The organism is Providencia sp. 6390 (assembly GCF_058148425.1).
In genome coordinates, this window is the sequence record NZ_JBYVYL010000004.1 from 52,776 (window position 1) to 67,584 (window position 14,809).

Sequence of the window (14,809 nt, forward strand, 5' to 3'; positions counted from 1 at the left end):
TAGCGGGTACTTAGTATGATTATTGTTAACAGAGAGTACTAACAGGTATCAAAATATATGCAGCCCCAAAGAAAAGCCGAATTATTTTTAGTGTTAACCACATTTATTGCTGCGTGGGGATGGGTGTTTTCGCGTGAATCAGTACAAGGAATGCCTATATTTGCTTTTCTTGGCTGTCGCTTTTTATTGGCAGCAATCATTTTATTGCCATTTTGCCGTGGTAAGCGTCACCAACTTCATTTACAACAGCTTCCTCGAGCTTTGATGACCGGTGGGTGGATGGCACTAAATCTTGCATTATGGATATATGCCGTCGCGACTACAGATTCAATTGGTGAGGGGGCATTTATTATGAGTTTGGCAATGCTATTTGTGCCCTTAGTTGGATGGGTGATTTTAAAAATTCGCCCTTCGCGTTATTTTTGGCAAGCTTTACCTATAGCAGTACTCGGGCTAGCCTGTTTGACTTTATTTAAAGGCCAAATACAGTTTAAAAGTAGCCAACTGTGGTTTTTAGCTGCCGCTATCGCACAAGCTATTTACTTTTGCTATACCAGTTTGTACGCCCGTAGTGTGCCGGTATTGCCATTAACTGCAATTCAGTTGGCTTGTACCGGTGTTGTTGGTTTAGCGTTGTCATTATTTTTGGAACAGTGGCCAACGACGATTACAGCATCAACATTAGGATGGTTTGCTGCTAGTGTGATTATTGCGACCAGTTTGCGTTTTATATTACAGCTTATTGGGCAAAAAAATACTACTGCGGCAAATGCTGCCATTATTATGATCCTTGAGCCAGTGATGACCGTATTTGTTGCCGCTTTGTGGTATCATGAAAGGATGTCGGCGATCCAAATTATCGGCTGCATGCTTATTTTAAGTGCATTATTTTATTATCGCTGGCGTTCTTTCCGCGCCTTATCTAAATAAGATTTTTGTTAAAACGCTACTTATAATAGAGATTTTTTATACTAAAGCAGCTATTATTATTCACATAAGAAAGGTGTGGGAAATTAATCTAAATATGAGCAGCGTAGTCAGATATTTTAGATTAGTAGAAAGACAATTCAAATAGATAATAGGCTTAAAATGAAAAAGATCGCTTTAGTTTTGGGTATGGCTGGTGTGATGACATTATTAGCGGCATGTTCAGATGACAAAGCTGAAATTGCTGAATATAAAGCAGGCTTTGTAAGTGACTGTGTTAAGGCATCAGGTAGTCCAGCGGGTGAAACTGCGGATGCAATTAGCGCAATTTGTGGCTGTGCATACGATAAAACAATGGAAAAATACGGTTTAAAAGAATTTAAACGTATTGAAGGTGAATTAGCTAAGTCAGCAACTGCTGAGCCTGATTTCCAAAAATCAATGATTGAATTTGTCAATCAGTGCACCAAGAACGACCGTTAATTCAGCAATACTAAAACCACAACAGCTTCTAGTTTAAATAGAGTGTTGTGGTTTCTCATTTATTTAAATAATGATTTAAATTGGTGTGGGGCACTGCGTAAATATTGTGGCGCAACATCAATCTGTTCGGATAATTTTGCTGCCGCATGCCATGGCCAACGCGGGTCATATAACATTCCTCGGCCTACTGCAATAAAATCGGCTTGCCCAGTGGCAATAATGGCCTCTGCTTGGGCCGGTTCAGTGATCAAACCGACGGCAATAACAGGCATAAAGGTATGTTCATTAATTGCCTGTGCGAAAGGAACTTGATAGTTAGGGGCGATAGGGATCTGTTGTTTATCTGATAACCCTCCTGATGAAACATGCATATAGTCGCATCCAAGTCCTTCTAGTTGTTCGGTCAGTTTAATGGCTTCAGGTAAGTCCCAGCCACCATCAACCCAATCAGTTGCTGAAATACGAATACCAACAGCGATTTGAGGACTAATCGCTTGGCGAATTGCACTGAATACCTCTATGAGTAGGCGACTACGATTTTCAAAACTACCACCATAATCATCTTGTCGCTGATTTGATAAAGGTGATAGGAATTGATGCAACAAATAACCGTGTGCGGCATGAATTTCAATCACTTCAAATCCTGCATATTCAGCACGCTTAGCCGCATCGACAAATTGCTGCACAGTTTCTGTGATTTGCTGTTGATTTAATTCACAGGGTGGATGCGATTGACCAAATGCCAGATTTGACGCTGATACCGTTTGCCAACCATAAGACTCATTACTTGATAAGCTCTTACCACCGAGCCAAGGTAAATCCGTTGAGGCTTTTCTACCTGCATGAGCGATTTGAATACCAAGACGTGCATCGGCAAATTGCCTGATATTAGTTAACATTTTCTTCAGTGCATTGGCTTGCTCATCATTCCAAATACCCAGATCTTTATAGGTGATCCGTCCAACAGGTGTTATCGCACTTGCTTCAACAATAACAAGAGCTGCGCCTGAAAGGGCTAAATTCATATAGTGTGCGTTATGCCATGCGGTTGGCATACCATCAATAGCAGAGTATTGGCACATAGGTGGAACAATGATCCGGTTATTTAAACAAACTTGTCCAAGTGAAGCGGGAGAAAATAGGAAACTCATTGTCTTGTTCCTCGTTGATTAACTAACTTAATACCTTATTTAGCGTACATAATACAAATTAACTTAGCATGATACTGTGCGGATGATGTGATTTTGTCTAATACAATTGAGCATAAGCCTGATAGCAGAATGCAAGCAGATATAAGTAAATTTGAGCGCAATGCAAAAAAGTATAAATTTCTGTCACCATGAACGGATTTAGTGTGTGAAATATTAAAAAAAAGTAGAAAAGATAAAATAGCTTAATAATTGAAAATAATTATCCTTATATAATCGCTAATTTAGTGATTAAACAAATAAAACACAAATCTAATTGGTGTTAACTCACGCTAATGGTTTTAATGGAGTTTAAAGGGTTTTAATCTATGTTTTTATTTTAAATAGCGATTTTAGTGCCTGATTTAAGTGTGTTTTTCTCGCAAAAATATACATTCTCACTTGCCAAATTAAGTCTGATTTATATAAGGTCAGAAAACAAATCGATCTAATCAAAAATAATATTTAGATAAATATTTTAGTTTTTACTATTCACCTGAAAAAATAATTCTAATAAGGAACTCAATGTGCTTACGATTATTGGTATTTTGATCATTCTTTCTATTGTAACCCTACTGATGATGGGGAAAGTTAGCCCAATCATTGCAATGTCATGTATTCCCTTTATTGGAGCATTAATAGCAGGTTACTCAATACCTGAAATTTCAACTTTTTTCGAAAGTGGTATCAATAAAGTATCTAAAGTGGCAGCGATGTTTTTGTTCGCCATTTTATTCTTTAGTTTAATGAAAGATTTACATATTTTTGACCCGATTATTCGTTTGATGGTCAAAATGACCCGTGGTAATGTGATTATTGTCTGTGTTATGACCACGCTTATTGCTGGTGTGGTGCACTTAGATGGCTCAGGTGCAGCAACATTTTTAATTATTATTCCTGCGCTACTACCTCTTTATCGTCAATTAGGTATGAGTCCTTACTTAATGCTGCTATTAATGTGTACCAGTATGGGGATCATGAATATGGTGCCATGGGGTGGGCCCTTGGGTCGTGCGTCAGCAGTAACAGGTATTGATGCATCAACGTTATGGCAAAGTCTGATCCCTGTGCAAATTATTGGCATGGTGGGAGCCGCTATTTTTGCTGCCTTAATGGGGATACGTGAAAAGCGTCGTATTGCTGTTGCGGCGCAAAAAGGAACAACGCCTTATTTAACGGATTCTTTGTTACCAGCGAATGAGCAATTAGCTGATGTTGAGCAACAAATTACTAAACCGAAAAAACCATGGATTAATGGCGGATTGATTCTTGCATCAATTATTTGCTTAGCTTTTGGCCTATTATCAGCACCGTATGTGTTTATGATCGCGTTATCAATCGCTTTGTTGGTGAACTTCCCAAATCCAAAAGATCAAATGAAAGTTTTGTCTCAACATGCGCCACAAGCTCTTGGTATGGTGGCGATCATATTAGCGGCGGGGGCTTTTCTTGGCATTTTATCTGACGGTGGTATGTTAAAATCAATTGCTGAGGATTTAACGGCAATATTACCAACCGAGTGGGTTTCAAAAATTCATATTTTTGTGGGTATCCTCGGTGTACCAATGGATATTTTCACCAGCACAGATGCCTATTACTTTGCATTATTACCGATAATTCAACAAATCGCTGAAACAGCAGGTGTTGACCCGTCAGCAGTAGTCTATGCGATGGCAATTGGTAACAACGCAGGAACTTTTGTTAGCCCATTCTCTCCGGCTGCATGGTTAGCAATGGGGCTGGCAGGGATCGACATGGGGCGTCACTTACGCTACTCATTTGGATGGATTTGGTTATTTAGTTTCTTTACATTAGGTGTTGGTGCATTGCTAGGCTTGTATTAATTCACAGCCGTATTTAGTTTTCCAAACCGCAGTTTAATTTAACTGCGGTTTTTCAATTTATAGATTCAGATTAAATTGATAGTCTTTAGTTTGACAACTAAGTTAAAATCCATTCGTTATAATCTATTACACTGAATATGAGGCCGTTCCGCGGAAAATTATGTAATACCAGCACTTGATTTCTCAAACAACACAGAGGCAAATCTTGTTAAAAGATTTGTTATTTATCCTATTTCTGTAGAGAAAGCATGATGAATATGCAATCAAGAAAGTATGGTAGAACGTATCACTATCCGTTCTCACCCGGCACCACTAGCGACGATCGCATTAATAGCGATTGGTGGTCACACATCCAGAACATTGAACAACTGGTACATACTGAAAAACTCGATGGTGAAAATAATTGCTTGAGTCAGCATGGGGTATTTGCACGCTCTCATGCCACACCAACGCAATCAGCATGGAGCCAGCAGATCCGCCAGCGCTGGCAGCTAATTAAAAACGATTTAGGCGATATTGAGCTGTTTGGTGAAAACCTTTATGCCGTTCATTCGATCGAGTATCAACATATTGAAGACTACTTTTATGTGTTTGCAGTCAGACAAGGTGATTATTGGTTGAGTTGGGAAGAGGTCAAATTTTATGCTGCGTTATTTGATTTCCCGACAGTGCCTGAATTATCACTGAGTATTGATAGGCAGATTGATCCACAATCCTATACTCAACAGCTAATTACTGCGGCGGAGCAAGATAGCCAATTTATTGCTTACGATACCCATAGTCAACAGCCTTGTAGCATGGAAGGCATTGTGACGCGTGATAGCCAACGTTTTTTGGTTGATGATTTTATGTGCCATGTTTTCAAATATGTGCGTAAAAATCATGTCAAAACGGATGTTCATTGGAAACGTCATTGGCAGCGAGCAAAATTGGCCTTTGAATACCAAGGAGGGCAGTCATGAGTTGGCAATTAACCGATAAACGTGAATGGTCACAGCTAGAAGCACAATTTGATTTTGTACGCGATATGCGAGATGTTCCACAAGATAAGCAGCATCATGCGGAAGGTGATGTCGCAATACATACTCAAATGGTGTTAGCTGCGCTAGAAAGTTTACCTGAATACCAGCAGCTATCGGCTGTACATCAACAGATTGTTTGGGCGGCTGCATTATTACATGATGTTGAAAAACGCTCGACAACACGTCAAGAAGATGGGCGAATTCGCTCGCCAGGTCATGCGAAGAAAGGTGAGTTATCGGCTCGCCACATTCTATTTCGTGAAGTGGAGACACCGTTTGCTATTCGTGAACAAATAGCTGGATTGGTGAGATTTCATGGTTTGCCATTATGGATAATGGAAAAACCTGATCCTGAACGTGCACTATTTGCAGCTTCATTGCGCGTAGGAATGCCATTACTTTGCTTATTAGCCAAAGCGGATGTATTGGGGCGTATCTGTGATGATCAGGACGAACTGTTATCACGTATTGAACTGTTTGAGCTGTTTTGCCGTGAGCAAGATTGTTGGGAACAACCGAAAGCATTTGCATCGATGGCGGGTCGGTTTCACTATTTTCATCAGCAACGTGGTACACCTGATTATCAACCATTTGAAGAGTTTGGCAGTGAAGTGATTATGTTATGTGGCTTGCCGGGGATGGGAAAAGATCATTTTATTGCCCAGCACTATCCACATAGAGAGGTGATTTGCCTTGATGAGATCCGCAGAGCGCACAAAATCAGTCCAGCTGATAGAAATGCTCAAGGTTGGGTTGCTCAACATGCAAAAGAGCAAGCTAAAGTACGATTGCGTGCAAAAACGGATTTTATTTGGAATGCAACATCACTTAGTGCATCTCTAAGAGAGAGCATGATCAGTTTGTTTGCTCGCTATCAAGCAAAAATACATCTGATTTATTTGGAAGTACCATATAAGCAATGGCAACAGCAAAACCGCCAACGTAAATATGCCGTACCTGAGAATGTTATGGAACGGATGGCGAGTAAATTAGAATTGCCTACGCCAGATGAGGCACACCAAGTTTCTTACGTTATCAATGGTGAGTTTCAATCCTAACAGTATGACGCCTAATGAATAGGCGTCATATACTCGTCATACTTCAAGTTGTAGGTAGGTGACTACACCTTTCTTTAACATACTTTAGGGCAATCCCATAGGTTGCCCTAAAGTGATTAAGGAACATACACATCGCCAGAAAACAGTTTTCTAGCAGTTCGTACAATAGAGGCTTGCAAGCCAGTAGGGAACTCACCTTGCTGACTCAGTGAGACATCAAAATTACCGCTGAGATGTTCAATGGAAATATGCTGCATATCCACATGTTTGGTGAGATAGCGTTTGATGACGGTACCATCAACAATGGAGCCAGTAGCAATAGCAATTGCCCCCGTTACTGCTAACGCACCATGACATTTGTGTGGCATAAAATAGCGTACATTTATTGTACCCCCACGAACGGCGGGGGAAACCAATATCGGTTTTGGGATCACTTTTTGACTAACATCACCTAACCCCATTGCTAGCCCTGCTTGGCAACGAATACTCTCTAAACGCTGCATGAATTCTTTATCTGATTCAAGCTCATTGGCGGTTTCATAACCTGTTTTATTCAATTGCGGGGCATCAATCAGTACAACTGGCGTCGCCATATCAATACAGCTGACTTCAACACCCTCAATAATATTAATGGCATGGCCTGTTGGCAGCAACTTACCGGTTTTTGTACCGCATGCATTTAAGAAGGTGAGTGCAATGGGGGCCGCATGGCCGGGAACACTGGCAATCGAGGTATCACCTTCATAGAGTACTTGCTCATTTGGGGTTTGTACTGTGGCATTAATAAAGGTATCAGTATTGATATTGCGAATTCGTACGGTCGTTGTATCACCAGTGATGGGTATTAAGCCTTTTTCAATGGCATAGGGGCCTACGGCACACAGAATATTACCACAATTTGGTGCAGTATCGACAATAGGCTCGGTGATAGAAACTTGAGCAAAAAGATAATCAATATCGGCTTCAGGGTGGGAGGAGCGGCTAATAATAGCCACTTTGCTGGTTTGTGGGTTGCCACCACCGATCCCATCAATTTGTAAAGCATGTCCTGAACCCATAATGGCTAGGATTAATTTATCGCGCTCTTGAATGTTTTTAGGTAAGTCATCAGCTAATAAAAATACGCCCTTCGATGTACCGCCGCGCATTAACATGCAAGGTATTTTCTTCATAGGCTTCCTCTGCAAAATATTGCGTATTTACAGTCGTGATACTTCAAGTTGTAGTGTTGTGACTGTATCTTGAATTATTTAGAGTATATTTATGATAAAAGGAACCCAATTATTTATTGGGTTCCATATTTATTTCATTTCAATTATTTTCTAAATTAAACCTGAGCTGATTAATATTTCCCACCAACCTAAACCAATGGTCATGTGAACGAGTAAGCTTAAAAATGCGACGATACCACCAATGATCCACCATGAACGAATATCGTTGTAACCCGCGCCGAAAACGATTGGAGCTGCCGCGCCTCCGTAATGGGTTAAGCTGCCGCCGTACGCATTCGAGAACAGTAAACCCAGCGCTAACAGCATTGGTGGTGCACCTGCAACCATACCTACCGTTGCAAAGACGGGCACCATCGCGGCAACATAAGCTCCACCAGAAGCAAACAAGTAACGAATTGCCACACTGATAAACATGATCACAAAGAAAGCGAGCATGGTTTGATCACCAAAGGAGAGGTGTTGCCCCATGACATCTGCTAACCATTTAAAGAAACCAGCTTTTGTGAGTACGCCAGACATACCGATGATACCGCCGTACCAAATCAAGGTGTTCCAGCCGCCTTTGTTTTTTAGCACATCATCCCAAGTCACGACGCCTAGAATTAATGTCAATGCCATAACACAAATTGCAACAGTAGAAGCGCTGACACCAATCTGTCCTGCAAAAATCCATCCTGCTAATGCTAATACAAAGATAATTGCCAGCAATTTTTCTCTCACTGTCATTGGGCCTAAGTCTTCTAAACCTTTTGCCGCAATCTCTTTATTATTAACTTTTTTCAATTCAGGTGGATAAAGTTTGTAGATAATTAGTGGTGTTAACACCAACATAATTAAGCCAGGAACAGCGGCAGCGAGCGCCCATCCACCCCAACTCAAATGGATCCCCATAATGTCAGTCATCATGGCCAACGCTAACGCATTCGGAGCCATTGCTGTTAAGAACATATAGCTGGTGGTCTTGGTCACCATATACACGTTAACCAGCAGATAATGTCCAGCTTTGCGTGGACTTTTTTCCGGATCGGAACCAAGCGCTACGGCAACACTGTTTATAATTGGGAAAACAATTCCCCCTGCACGGGCAGTGTTTGATGGCGTTGCTGGAGCAATGATTAAGTCAAGAATTGCGGTGACATAACCAAGACCTAATGTTGTACCACCAAGTTTGCCGATCAATATATATGAAAGCCGTTTACCTAGTCCGGTTATGACAAAAGCAGCACTGAGTGTAAACGCGGCAAAAACTAACCATGTGGTACCTGAAGCGTAACCATTTAACACTTCACCCACTTTGACATCTTTAGTGCCAGTAATACCAATCACGGCCGCACTAGCTGCAATGGTGGCAAGTAATATGACGGGTTCAGAATAGGGCTTTAAAACCAACCCAATAATTGCTGATAAATACAAACCAAATAATAGCCAAGCAATATGGGGGAGCCCCTCAGGCGTGGGTATTAGTGAGATGATTATGGGGATGGCTATTAGAAGTAATAGCTTCCATATTTTATCTTTTTGCATAGGCCATTTCCTTAATTAATACTAAATTTAATTAATATTAAATTGAATGAACTTTAATATTATGAATTTGTTAATTAACGTATTTTTTATGTAACTGTATCTTGAATATATTTAATTAATTAGTTTGGTTATTCGTAATACGGTATAAATTCGTTAAAGCAATAATGGGTATTTAGGTAATCATTATTTCCTGTGTGAGTTAATATTTAATGATTATTAATTGGTGAAACCAATTTTTCGGTTGGATAAGGTAAACGTGCTAAAAACCACGTCAGGATCAGTAGGTCGGCGCTGCCTCCGGGGCTAAGATTGTGAATAATGCATGCTTTATCAAATTGCTGAATTTTAGCTAAATCAGCTGATTGGGTTAATCCGCCATGATCAAGCAAGCTTTGCGCTTGAGTTTTGAGCCACGATAAACCTTGTAAACCACCACGATTTGCTACATTGGTATCATCATTATTCGCCATTAATAGTAGTAGTGTTTGCAGTAGGGCGAGCTCTTGAGGCTTACCTTCGATAAGTTGTTTCAAATAATAAGGCAGCGAAAGATTGATGACTAATTGATAACCACTTTCTGCTTCACCTCTCGCACCGGTTAAACCAAATGCTTGATATAGTTTTTGGCCTGCCGTAGGGCGAATACTTGTTTGTTTTAGCTCAGCGGTAATGCCTTGGCACATGTGTGCAACTGTCACACTAATAGCGGAGGCAGACACAAATTCGTTTAGCGCTAACAAACGCCCGATTGCGGTGAGGATCAATCCAAGTGAAAATATTGAGCCTTTATGGGTATTTACCCCTTTGGTCGCTTGGAACATCGATTGTTCACAGGCGATCCCAATGGGGCGGATCATTTTCAGCAGCTGGTGAAGAGGTAAATCTTTATATTGCGCACCTGCATGTAAGAAAGCAGGGAAGTGTTGTGCAATGGCATTGGCACTTAAATGGAAATCGGTTAATGCCATGTCTTTATGAGCGCCAGTATTGTATTTATCCACTAAACCAGGTTTTGGTGTTAAGTTGACTTCAGCCATCAGGGCTTGCCAAGCAAGCTGGCTGTAATGCTGTACGCTATCTAGTGCTAGTTGCGATGGGTACTCAATGATCGATAGACGCATTTGTTAGCACCTCGATTTTATTGATGATTTCATCCAATGGATGAATACGTTCACGAGCGCAAATTTTGGCCTCTTTATTGCAAATCAAACAGCGTCTTGGGGGGAGACTGAGTGTGCTACGTGAGTATTGTTGACCGTTGGCATCAAAGACATCAAAGTCCCACAGGCGACCAACAGGGGATAATTCTTCTGTTTTAATTAAAACGGTTTTGACTTCTGCTGCATTGGCATCAACGGCGACAAAACATTCAGGCCCTGTTGATAATGCAAAAGATTGTTGTGCTAAAAGTACCCACTGCCTGCATTGAGCAACCTGTTTAAGCGCATTTAACCCCTGATTAAAGACTTGTCTAACAAGATGATTGTCTTTGACAGGTCCAGGAAAAACGACAGTAAATGAAATCAGGGTTACTTGATGGAGACCAATCCATTGCTGCTGTCGAGCCTGACGGTTGTCACGGCTGTTTAGCAGCTCAAGTAAAGAAATTTCAGATTGCTCTATTGTATCAGGCAGTGGGTAAAACATAGTGCTACTCCTTAACCTGATGCACGACATCAATGACAGAGCCATCACGATAGCGTACAACCGCGACGACTTTATCTGTAAATTCAATCGGATTAGGTTTGCCCGTCAATAGCTCAGCACGTTCACGTAACCAATCAATGGACACCGTTTTGATCCCCTGACTTTCCAATTGTTGCTTTAACTCAGGGCGGGAAGGATTGATGGCAATACCATGGTCGGTCACTAAAATATCAACGCTAGAGCCGGGGGTAACACATGTGATCACTTCATCCACCAAGGTAGGAATGCGACCACGAACTAAAGGTGCAACGATGATTGACAATTTAGAGGCAACAGCAGTATCACTGTGGCCACCTGATGCGCCGCGGATCACGCCATCCGAACCTGTCAACACGTTAACGTTAAAGCGAGTATCAATTTCAAGTGCACTTAACACCACCACATCAAGCATGTCGACAGATGCGCCTTTTGAATCAAAACAAGCGTACTGATTGGCGCTGATTTCAATGTGATTTGGGTTGCGAGCCAATGACATAGCGGCTGCACGGTCAAAGCTCTGCACATCAATTAATTTACGAATAAACCCTTTTTCATGTAAATCAACGATAGTGGAAGTGATACCGCCAAGCGCAAATGCTGCACAAATATTGTGGCGACGCATCTTGTCTTCTAAGAAGCGTGTAACGGCGAGTGAAGCGCCACCAGTTCCTGTCTGCAATGAAAAACCTTCTTTAAAGTAACCTGATTTTTCAATCACATCTGCCGCAGTTCGGGCAATTAATAATTCACGTGGGTTTGATGTCATACGTGTTGCATCAGCACCAATTTTATCAGCATCGCCAACACGTCGAACTTTAACAATATAATCTACTTCATCTTGTTTGATACTGGCAGGATTGTGAGGATAGGGCAGTAATTCTTCGGTCAACATAACCACTTTTTTGGCAGTTTCGGCATCAATTTTTGCATAGCCTAACGAACCGCAGCAAGCTTCGCCTGTATAGCCGTTAGCATTGCCATATTCATCGCAAGATGGAACGCCAATAAAGGCCACATCAATCTTCAGCTCACCGCTATGAATAAGATTGGCACGCCCACCATGTGAGTGAATTTGCACAGGCTCGGCTAATTCACCACGAGAAATTGCTTCCGCCAATGGTCCACGAAGACCCGAGGTATAAATTTTACTGACTACACCATGGCGGATATGTTCAACTAACGGTGAATGGCAGCCGCTGAGTGAGCTAGAAGCCAATGTCAGGTTGCGGAAACCCATTTCTGCAATGACTTGCATGACTAAATTGACGGTGAGATCACCACCACGGAATGCGTGATGGAATGAAATGGTCATACCATCTTTTAGGCCTGAACGGCGGATTGCGACTTGTAGATCTTCACATAGTTTGCGATTACGTGGTTTTTGTACTTGCTGTTGGACTTTTCCAATATCTTTAAATTGACGCGCTGTTTGGTCAGTCATTGGAGCTAAGTAGGCTGATACGCGAGCCTGACGCTGTGTTGTATTTGTCATTTTCAATGCCTCACTCTTCTCGAATACCTGATAATGCAGCACGTGATAACACAAGCCGTGCCCTATCAATCACTGGGCCATCTACCATTTTCCCATTGAGTGAAACCACACCACGGCCTTCTTGTGCAGCGGCATCCGCCGCATCAACAACCCGTTGTGCGTGATCTACTTCCTTCTGAGTGGGAGCATAGAGGTTATGAAGTAATTCGATTTGACGAGGGTTAATTAACGATTTGCCATCAAAACCAAGCTGTTTAATATGAGCGGCTTCTTTTAAGAAGCCTTCTTCATTATTTGCATCTGAGTAGACGGTATCAAAGGCTTGAATACCCGCTGAACGCGCAGCTTGTAAAATGGCGCACCGAGCATAGAGGAGTTCAACGCCGTCTGGAGACCGCTCGGTGCGCAAATTGCGGACATAGTCCTCGGCACCTAATGCGATGCCTATAAGTCTTTGTGATGAATGAGCAATATTGACTGCTTGGGTAATACCCATTGGTGATTCAATGGCTGCCAACAAACCTGTACTACCTTGTTCACGGCCACAGCTTTTTTCAATACGTAAGATTTCATTTTCAATATCGATGACATCTTGCGCGGTATCCGTTTTAGGTAAACGAACAATATCGGCCCCCCCGCGCACTACGGCTTCGAGATCGGCAACACCAAAAGCAGAATCAAGTGCATTAACACGTACTACGGTTTCAATATCACGATATAAAGGATGTTGTAGAGCATGATAAACTAAGCGACGAGCTGTATCTTTTTCACGTAAAGTCACTGAGTCTTCGAGATCGAACATTAACGCATCGGCTTTATAGATAAATGAGTTACTGAGCATTGCCGCATTAGAGCCGGGAACAAACAGCATACTTCTGCGAGTGCGTGTTTTTCTTTCTGGCGTCATTATTTGTCCTCCCATGGCAATGCAGTAATATCACATGCTCTAGCCAGCAGAGCTTCAAGCCGCGCTCTTAGTACACACTCTAAAGCACCTTTATCATCAACAATAATTTGTGCACCTTGAATATCATATTGCTCGACTAACTCAAACACGACTTGTTCGATGGCATCGCCAAATTGCTTTTCAACACTGCTGCTAATTTGGATCGAGACCTCTTCAGTGTCTTCTAAAGGTTCTATCCGTACCATGACATCACTTGATTCAAGCGTGCCGGCAACGGCTGCGTGGAGTATTTTCATAGTTCACCTGTGACTAATTCAGAATTTTCGACGCGGTGAGAAGCCGATGACGAGCGGGAAGCTAACATATTTTCCAAATAGAGATAGGTTGCTTCGGGGACAATCGGCTTGATCGCCGCCAGATCTTTTTTAGCGAGCAGTCTACGAACTTGTGAGGCAGAAACTGCCGTTCCGTCATAGACCATTCGCGGAAATTCAACGAGCTCAATCGGTGGGTAGCTGAGTGAGCGTGTTTCCAACCAAAAACGCATGTCTTCGTTATATTGATTAGTGACTTTGCAAAAAGGCTCTGTTCCGACAAAACGGTGAGTGATCCCGAGTGCAGGGGCGATATATTGGCGGAAAATTTTAATGTCGATTTCGGTATAACAATTATCGACAACAGCTTTGTCTTTGATGAAATAGCAAGGGAAGGTAGCTCGAGAAATAATGTATTCGGAACCTCTATGGATAGTTAAATTCTCAATACCTTGAGTTCCGGCTTCAATTAATTCCAATCGAACGGCATAAGGAAAACGAGAGGTATCTTCTTTAACGACAAATAAATGTAGCCAATCACATTCTTTAGCTGCTTTTTCAATTAAATAGCGGTGCCCAAGGGTAAATGGGTTGGCATTCATAACAATGGCACCAATTTTTTTACCATCTTTGCGTTGTTTTTTGAGACTATTAATATAGCGTTTTAAGTAACAACAACTATTTTCCATCAGCACCATGATATTGGGTACAGTGGCAAGAGTGTGAAAGCCGCATTGTTGAAATAAACTTTCATTTTGCGTTTTAGTATAAATAAATAAGTGAGTCGTATTATTTTCGTAAGCAAGATTGACCAGTTCAGTGGCCAGTTTTAATGCCAAACCTTCACCACGAAAACTATCACTAATAGCGACACATTTAATGACATTTTTAGCCAGACCGCCACAAGCAATTAATTTATCATTGCGAGTAATGGTAATGAAAATGTCAATACTGGAATCAATATCTAAATCATTTTCTTTTAAAAACTGAGCAATTTCAGCTAGTTTTCTGTTCTCATGACGTTTTACATGGTGAAACGTTATGTTTTCGAACATATTAGTATCCTGCACCTCATATAGAGATGTTTTTAAGTTGTTACTAATGTTAAAGTTAATTAAATAAAAATTTTGACA

The 14,809-nt window shown here is 41.4% G+C and carries 14 protein-coding genes; 5 read left to right on the forward strand and 9 right to left on the reverse strand.

The features are described from left to right. Positions 1-57: 57 nt before the first annotated feature. Positions 58-930 carry a DMT family transporter gene (locus AC3Z9T_RS09675; RefSeq protein WP_490125970.1) on the forward strand — a complete coding sequence of 291 codons (873 nt, stop codon included), beginning with the start codon at positions 58-60 and terminating at the stop codon, positions 928-930. Between the two features lie 159 nt (positions 931-1,089). After that, complete coding sequence (locus AC3Z9T_RS09680; RefSeq protein ID WP_490125971.1) at positions 1,090-1,410, forward strand: hypothetical protein; 321 nt, start codon at positions 1,090-1,092, stop codon at positions 1,408-1,410. 59 nt (positions 1,411-1,469) lie between these two features. Here the strand turns inward: AC3Z9T_RS09680 and AC3Z9T_RS09685 are convergent, their stop codons facing one another. After that, a complete protein-coding gene (locus AC3Z9T_RS09685) occupies positions 1,470-2,561 on the reverse strand; it encodes an NADH:flavin oxidoreductase/NADH oxidase (RefSeq protein ID WP_490125972.1) in 1,092 nt (363 codons plus the stop codon). A 563-nt stretch (positions 2,562-3,124) separates the two neighbouring features. Here AC3Z9T_RS09685 and AC3Z9T_RS09690 point away from each other — a divergent pair. The 3 genes from AC3Z9T_RS09690 (at position 3,125) to AC3Z9T_RS09700 (ending at position 6,521) form a co-directional block, all read left to right on the forward strand. Next, positions 3,125-4,441 (forward strand): CitMHS family transporter, encoded by a 1,317-nt coding sequence (locus AC3Z9T_RS09690; protein WP_490125973.1) that lies wholly within the window; start codon positions 3,125-3,127, stop codon positions 4,439-4,441. A gap of 251 nt (positions 4,442-4,692) precedes the next feature. Continuing rightward, entirely contained in the window at positions 4,693-5,403 is a 711-nt protein-coding gene (locus AC3Z9T_RS09695) for an RNA ligase family protein (RefSeq protein ID WP_490126265.1), read from the forward strand. Continuing rightward, positions 5,400-6,521, forward strand: coding sequence for an AAA family ATPase (locus AC3Z9T_RS09700; protein WP_490125974.1), 1,122 nt, complete (start codon positions 5,400-5,402; stop codon positions 6,519-6,521). Before AC3Z9T_RS09695 ends, AC3Z9T_RS09700 begins: the two co-directional genes overlap by 4 nt. Before the next feature lie 116 nt (positions 6,522-6,637). Here AC3Z9T_RS09700 and AC3Z9T_RS09705 read toward each other — a convergent pair whose 3' ends face one another. From AC3Z9T_RS09705 to citC, 8 genes are all read right to left on the reverse strand, one after another. Then, positions 6,638-7,693 (reverse strand): 4-oxalomesaconate tautomerase, encoded by a 1,056-nt coding sequence (locus tag AC3Z9T_RS09705; RefSeq protein ID WP_490125975.1) that lies wholly within the window; start codon positions 7,691-7,693, stop codon positions 6,638-6,640. A gap of 150 nt (positions 7,694-7,843) precedes the next feature. Continuing rightward, entirely contained in the window at positions 7,844-9,277 is a 1,434-nt protein-coding gene (locus AC3Z9T_RS09710; protein WP_490125976.1) for an anion permease, read from the reverse strand. A 206-nt stretch (positions 9,278-9,483) separates the two neighbouring features. Continuing rightward, positions 9,484-10,398: a triphosphoribosyl-dephospho-CoA synthase CitG gene (citG, locus tag AC3Z9T_RS09715; protein ID WP_490125977.1), complete on the reverse strand. Its 915-nt coding sequence runs from the start codon at positions 10,396-10,398 to the stop codon at positions 9,484-9,486. Continuing rightward, on the reverse strand, positions 10,379-10,924 hold the full coding sequence (citX, locus tag AC3Z9T_RS09720; RefSeq protein ID WP_490125978.1) for a citrate lyase holo-[acyl-carrier protein] synthase: 546 nt from the start codon (positions 10,922-10,924) through the stop codon (positions 10,379-10,381). Before citX ends, citG begins: the two co-directional genes overlap by 20 nt. 4 nt (positions 10,925-10,928) lie before the next feature. Further along, positions 10,929-12,404 (reverse strand): citrate lyase subunit alpha, encoded by a 1,476-nt coding sequence (citF, locus tag AC3Z9T_RS09725; protein WP_490126266.1) that lies wholly within the window; start codon positions 12,402-12,404, stop codon positions 10,929-10,931. 61 nt (positions 12,405-12,465) lie between these two features. Next, positions 12,466-13,362: a citrate (pro-3S)-lyase subunit beta gene (citE, locus tag AC3Z9T_RS09730; RefSeq protein WP_070926190.1), complete on the reverse strand. Its 897-nt coding sequence runs from the start codon at positions 13,360-13,362 to the stop codon at positions 12,466-12,468. After that, entirely contained in the window at positions 13,362-13,658 is a 297-nt protein-coding gene (citD, locus tag AC3Z9T_RS09735) for a citrate lyase acyl carrier protein (protein ID WP_490125979.1), read from the reverse strand. The genes citE and citD overlap by 1 nt, the downstream gene beginning before the upstream one ends. Further along, positions 13,655-14,731, reverse strand: coding sequence for a [citrate (pro-3S)-lyase] ligase (gene citC / locus AC3Z9T_RS09740; RefSeq protein ID WP_490125980.1), 1,077 nt, complete (start codon positions 14,729-14,731; stop codon positions 13,655-13,657). Before citC ends, citD begins: the two co-directional genes overlap by 4 nt. Between the last annotated feature and the right edge of the window lie 78 nt (positions 14,732-14,809).

Bases quoted from the DNA above. Each gene is read 5' to 3' on its own strand.
- AC3Z9T_RS09675 (WP_490125970.1), top strand. From the start codon at position 58: ATGCAGCCCCAAAGAAAAGCCGAATTATTTTTAGTGTTAACCACATTT.
- citE (WP_070926190.1), bottom strand. From the start codon at position 13,362: ATGACGCCAGAAAGAAAAACACGCACTCGCAGAAGTATGCTGTTTGTT.
- citF (WP_490126266.1), bottom strand. From the start codon at position 12,404: ATGACTGACCAAACAGCGCGTCAATTTAAAGATATTGGAAAAGTCCAA.
- AC3Z9T_RS09695 (WP_490126265.1), top strand. From the start codon at position 4,693: ATGAATATGCAATCAAGAAAGTATGGTAGAACGTATCACTATCCGTTC.
- AC3Z9T_RS09685 (WP_490125972.1), bottom strand. From the start codon at position 2,561: ATGAGTTTCCTATTTTCTCCCGCTTCACTTGGACAAGTTTGTTTAAAT.
- AC3Z9T_RS09705 (WP_490125975.1), bottom strand. From the start codon at position 7,693: ATGAAGAAAATACCTTGCATGTTAATGCGCGGCGGTACATCGAAGGGC.
- citX (WP_490125978.1), bottom strand. From the start codon at position 10,924: ATGTTTTACCCACTGCCTGATACAATAGAGCAATCTGAAATTTCTTTA.
- AC3Z9T_RS09680 (WP_490125971.1), top strand. From the start codon at position 1,090: ATGAAAAAGATCGCTTTAGTTTTGGGTATGGCTGGTGTGATGACATTA.
- AC3Z9T_RS09700 (WP_490125974.1), top strand. From the start codon at position 5,400: ATGAGTTGGCAATTAACCGATAAACGTGAATGGTCACAGCTAGAAGCA.
- citC (WP_490125980.1), bottom strand. From the start codon at position 14,731: ATGTTCGAAAACATAACGTTTCACCATGTAAAACGTCATGAGAACAGA.
- citG (WP_490125977.1), bottom strand. From the start codon at position 10,398: ATGCGTCTATCGATCATTGAGTACCCATCGCAACTAGCACTAGATAGC.
- citD (WP_490125979.1), bottom strand. From the start codon at position 13,658: ATGAAAATACTCCACGCAGCCGTTGCCGGCACGCTTGAATCAAGTGAT.
- AC3Z9T_RS09710 (WP_490125976.1), bottom strand. From the start codon at position 9,277: ATGCAAAAAGATAAAATATGGAAGCTATTACTTCTAATAGCCATCCCC.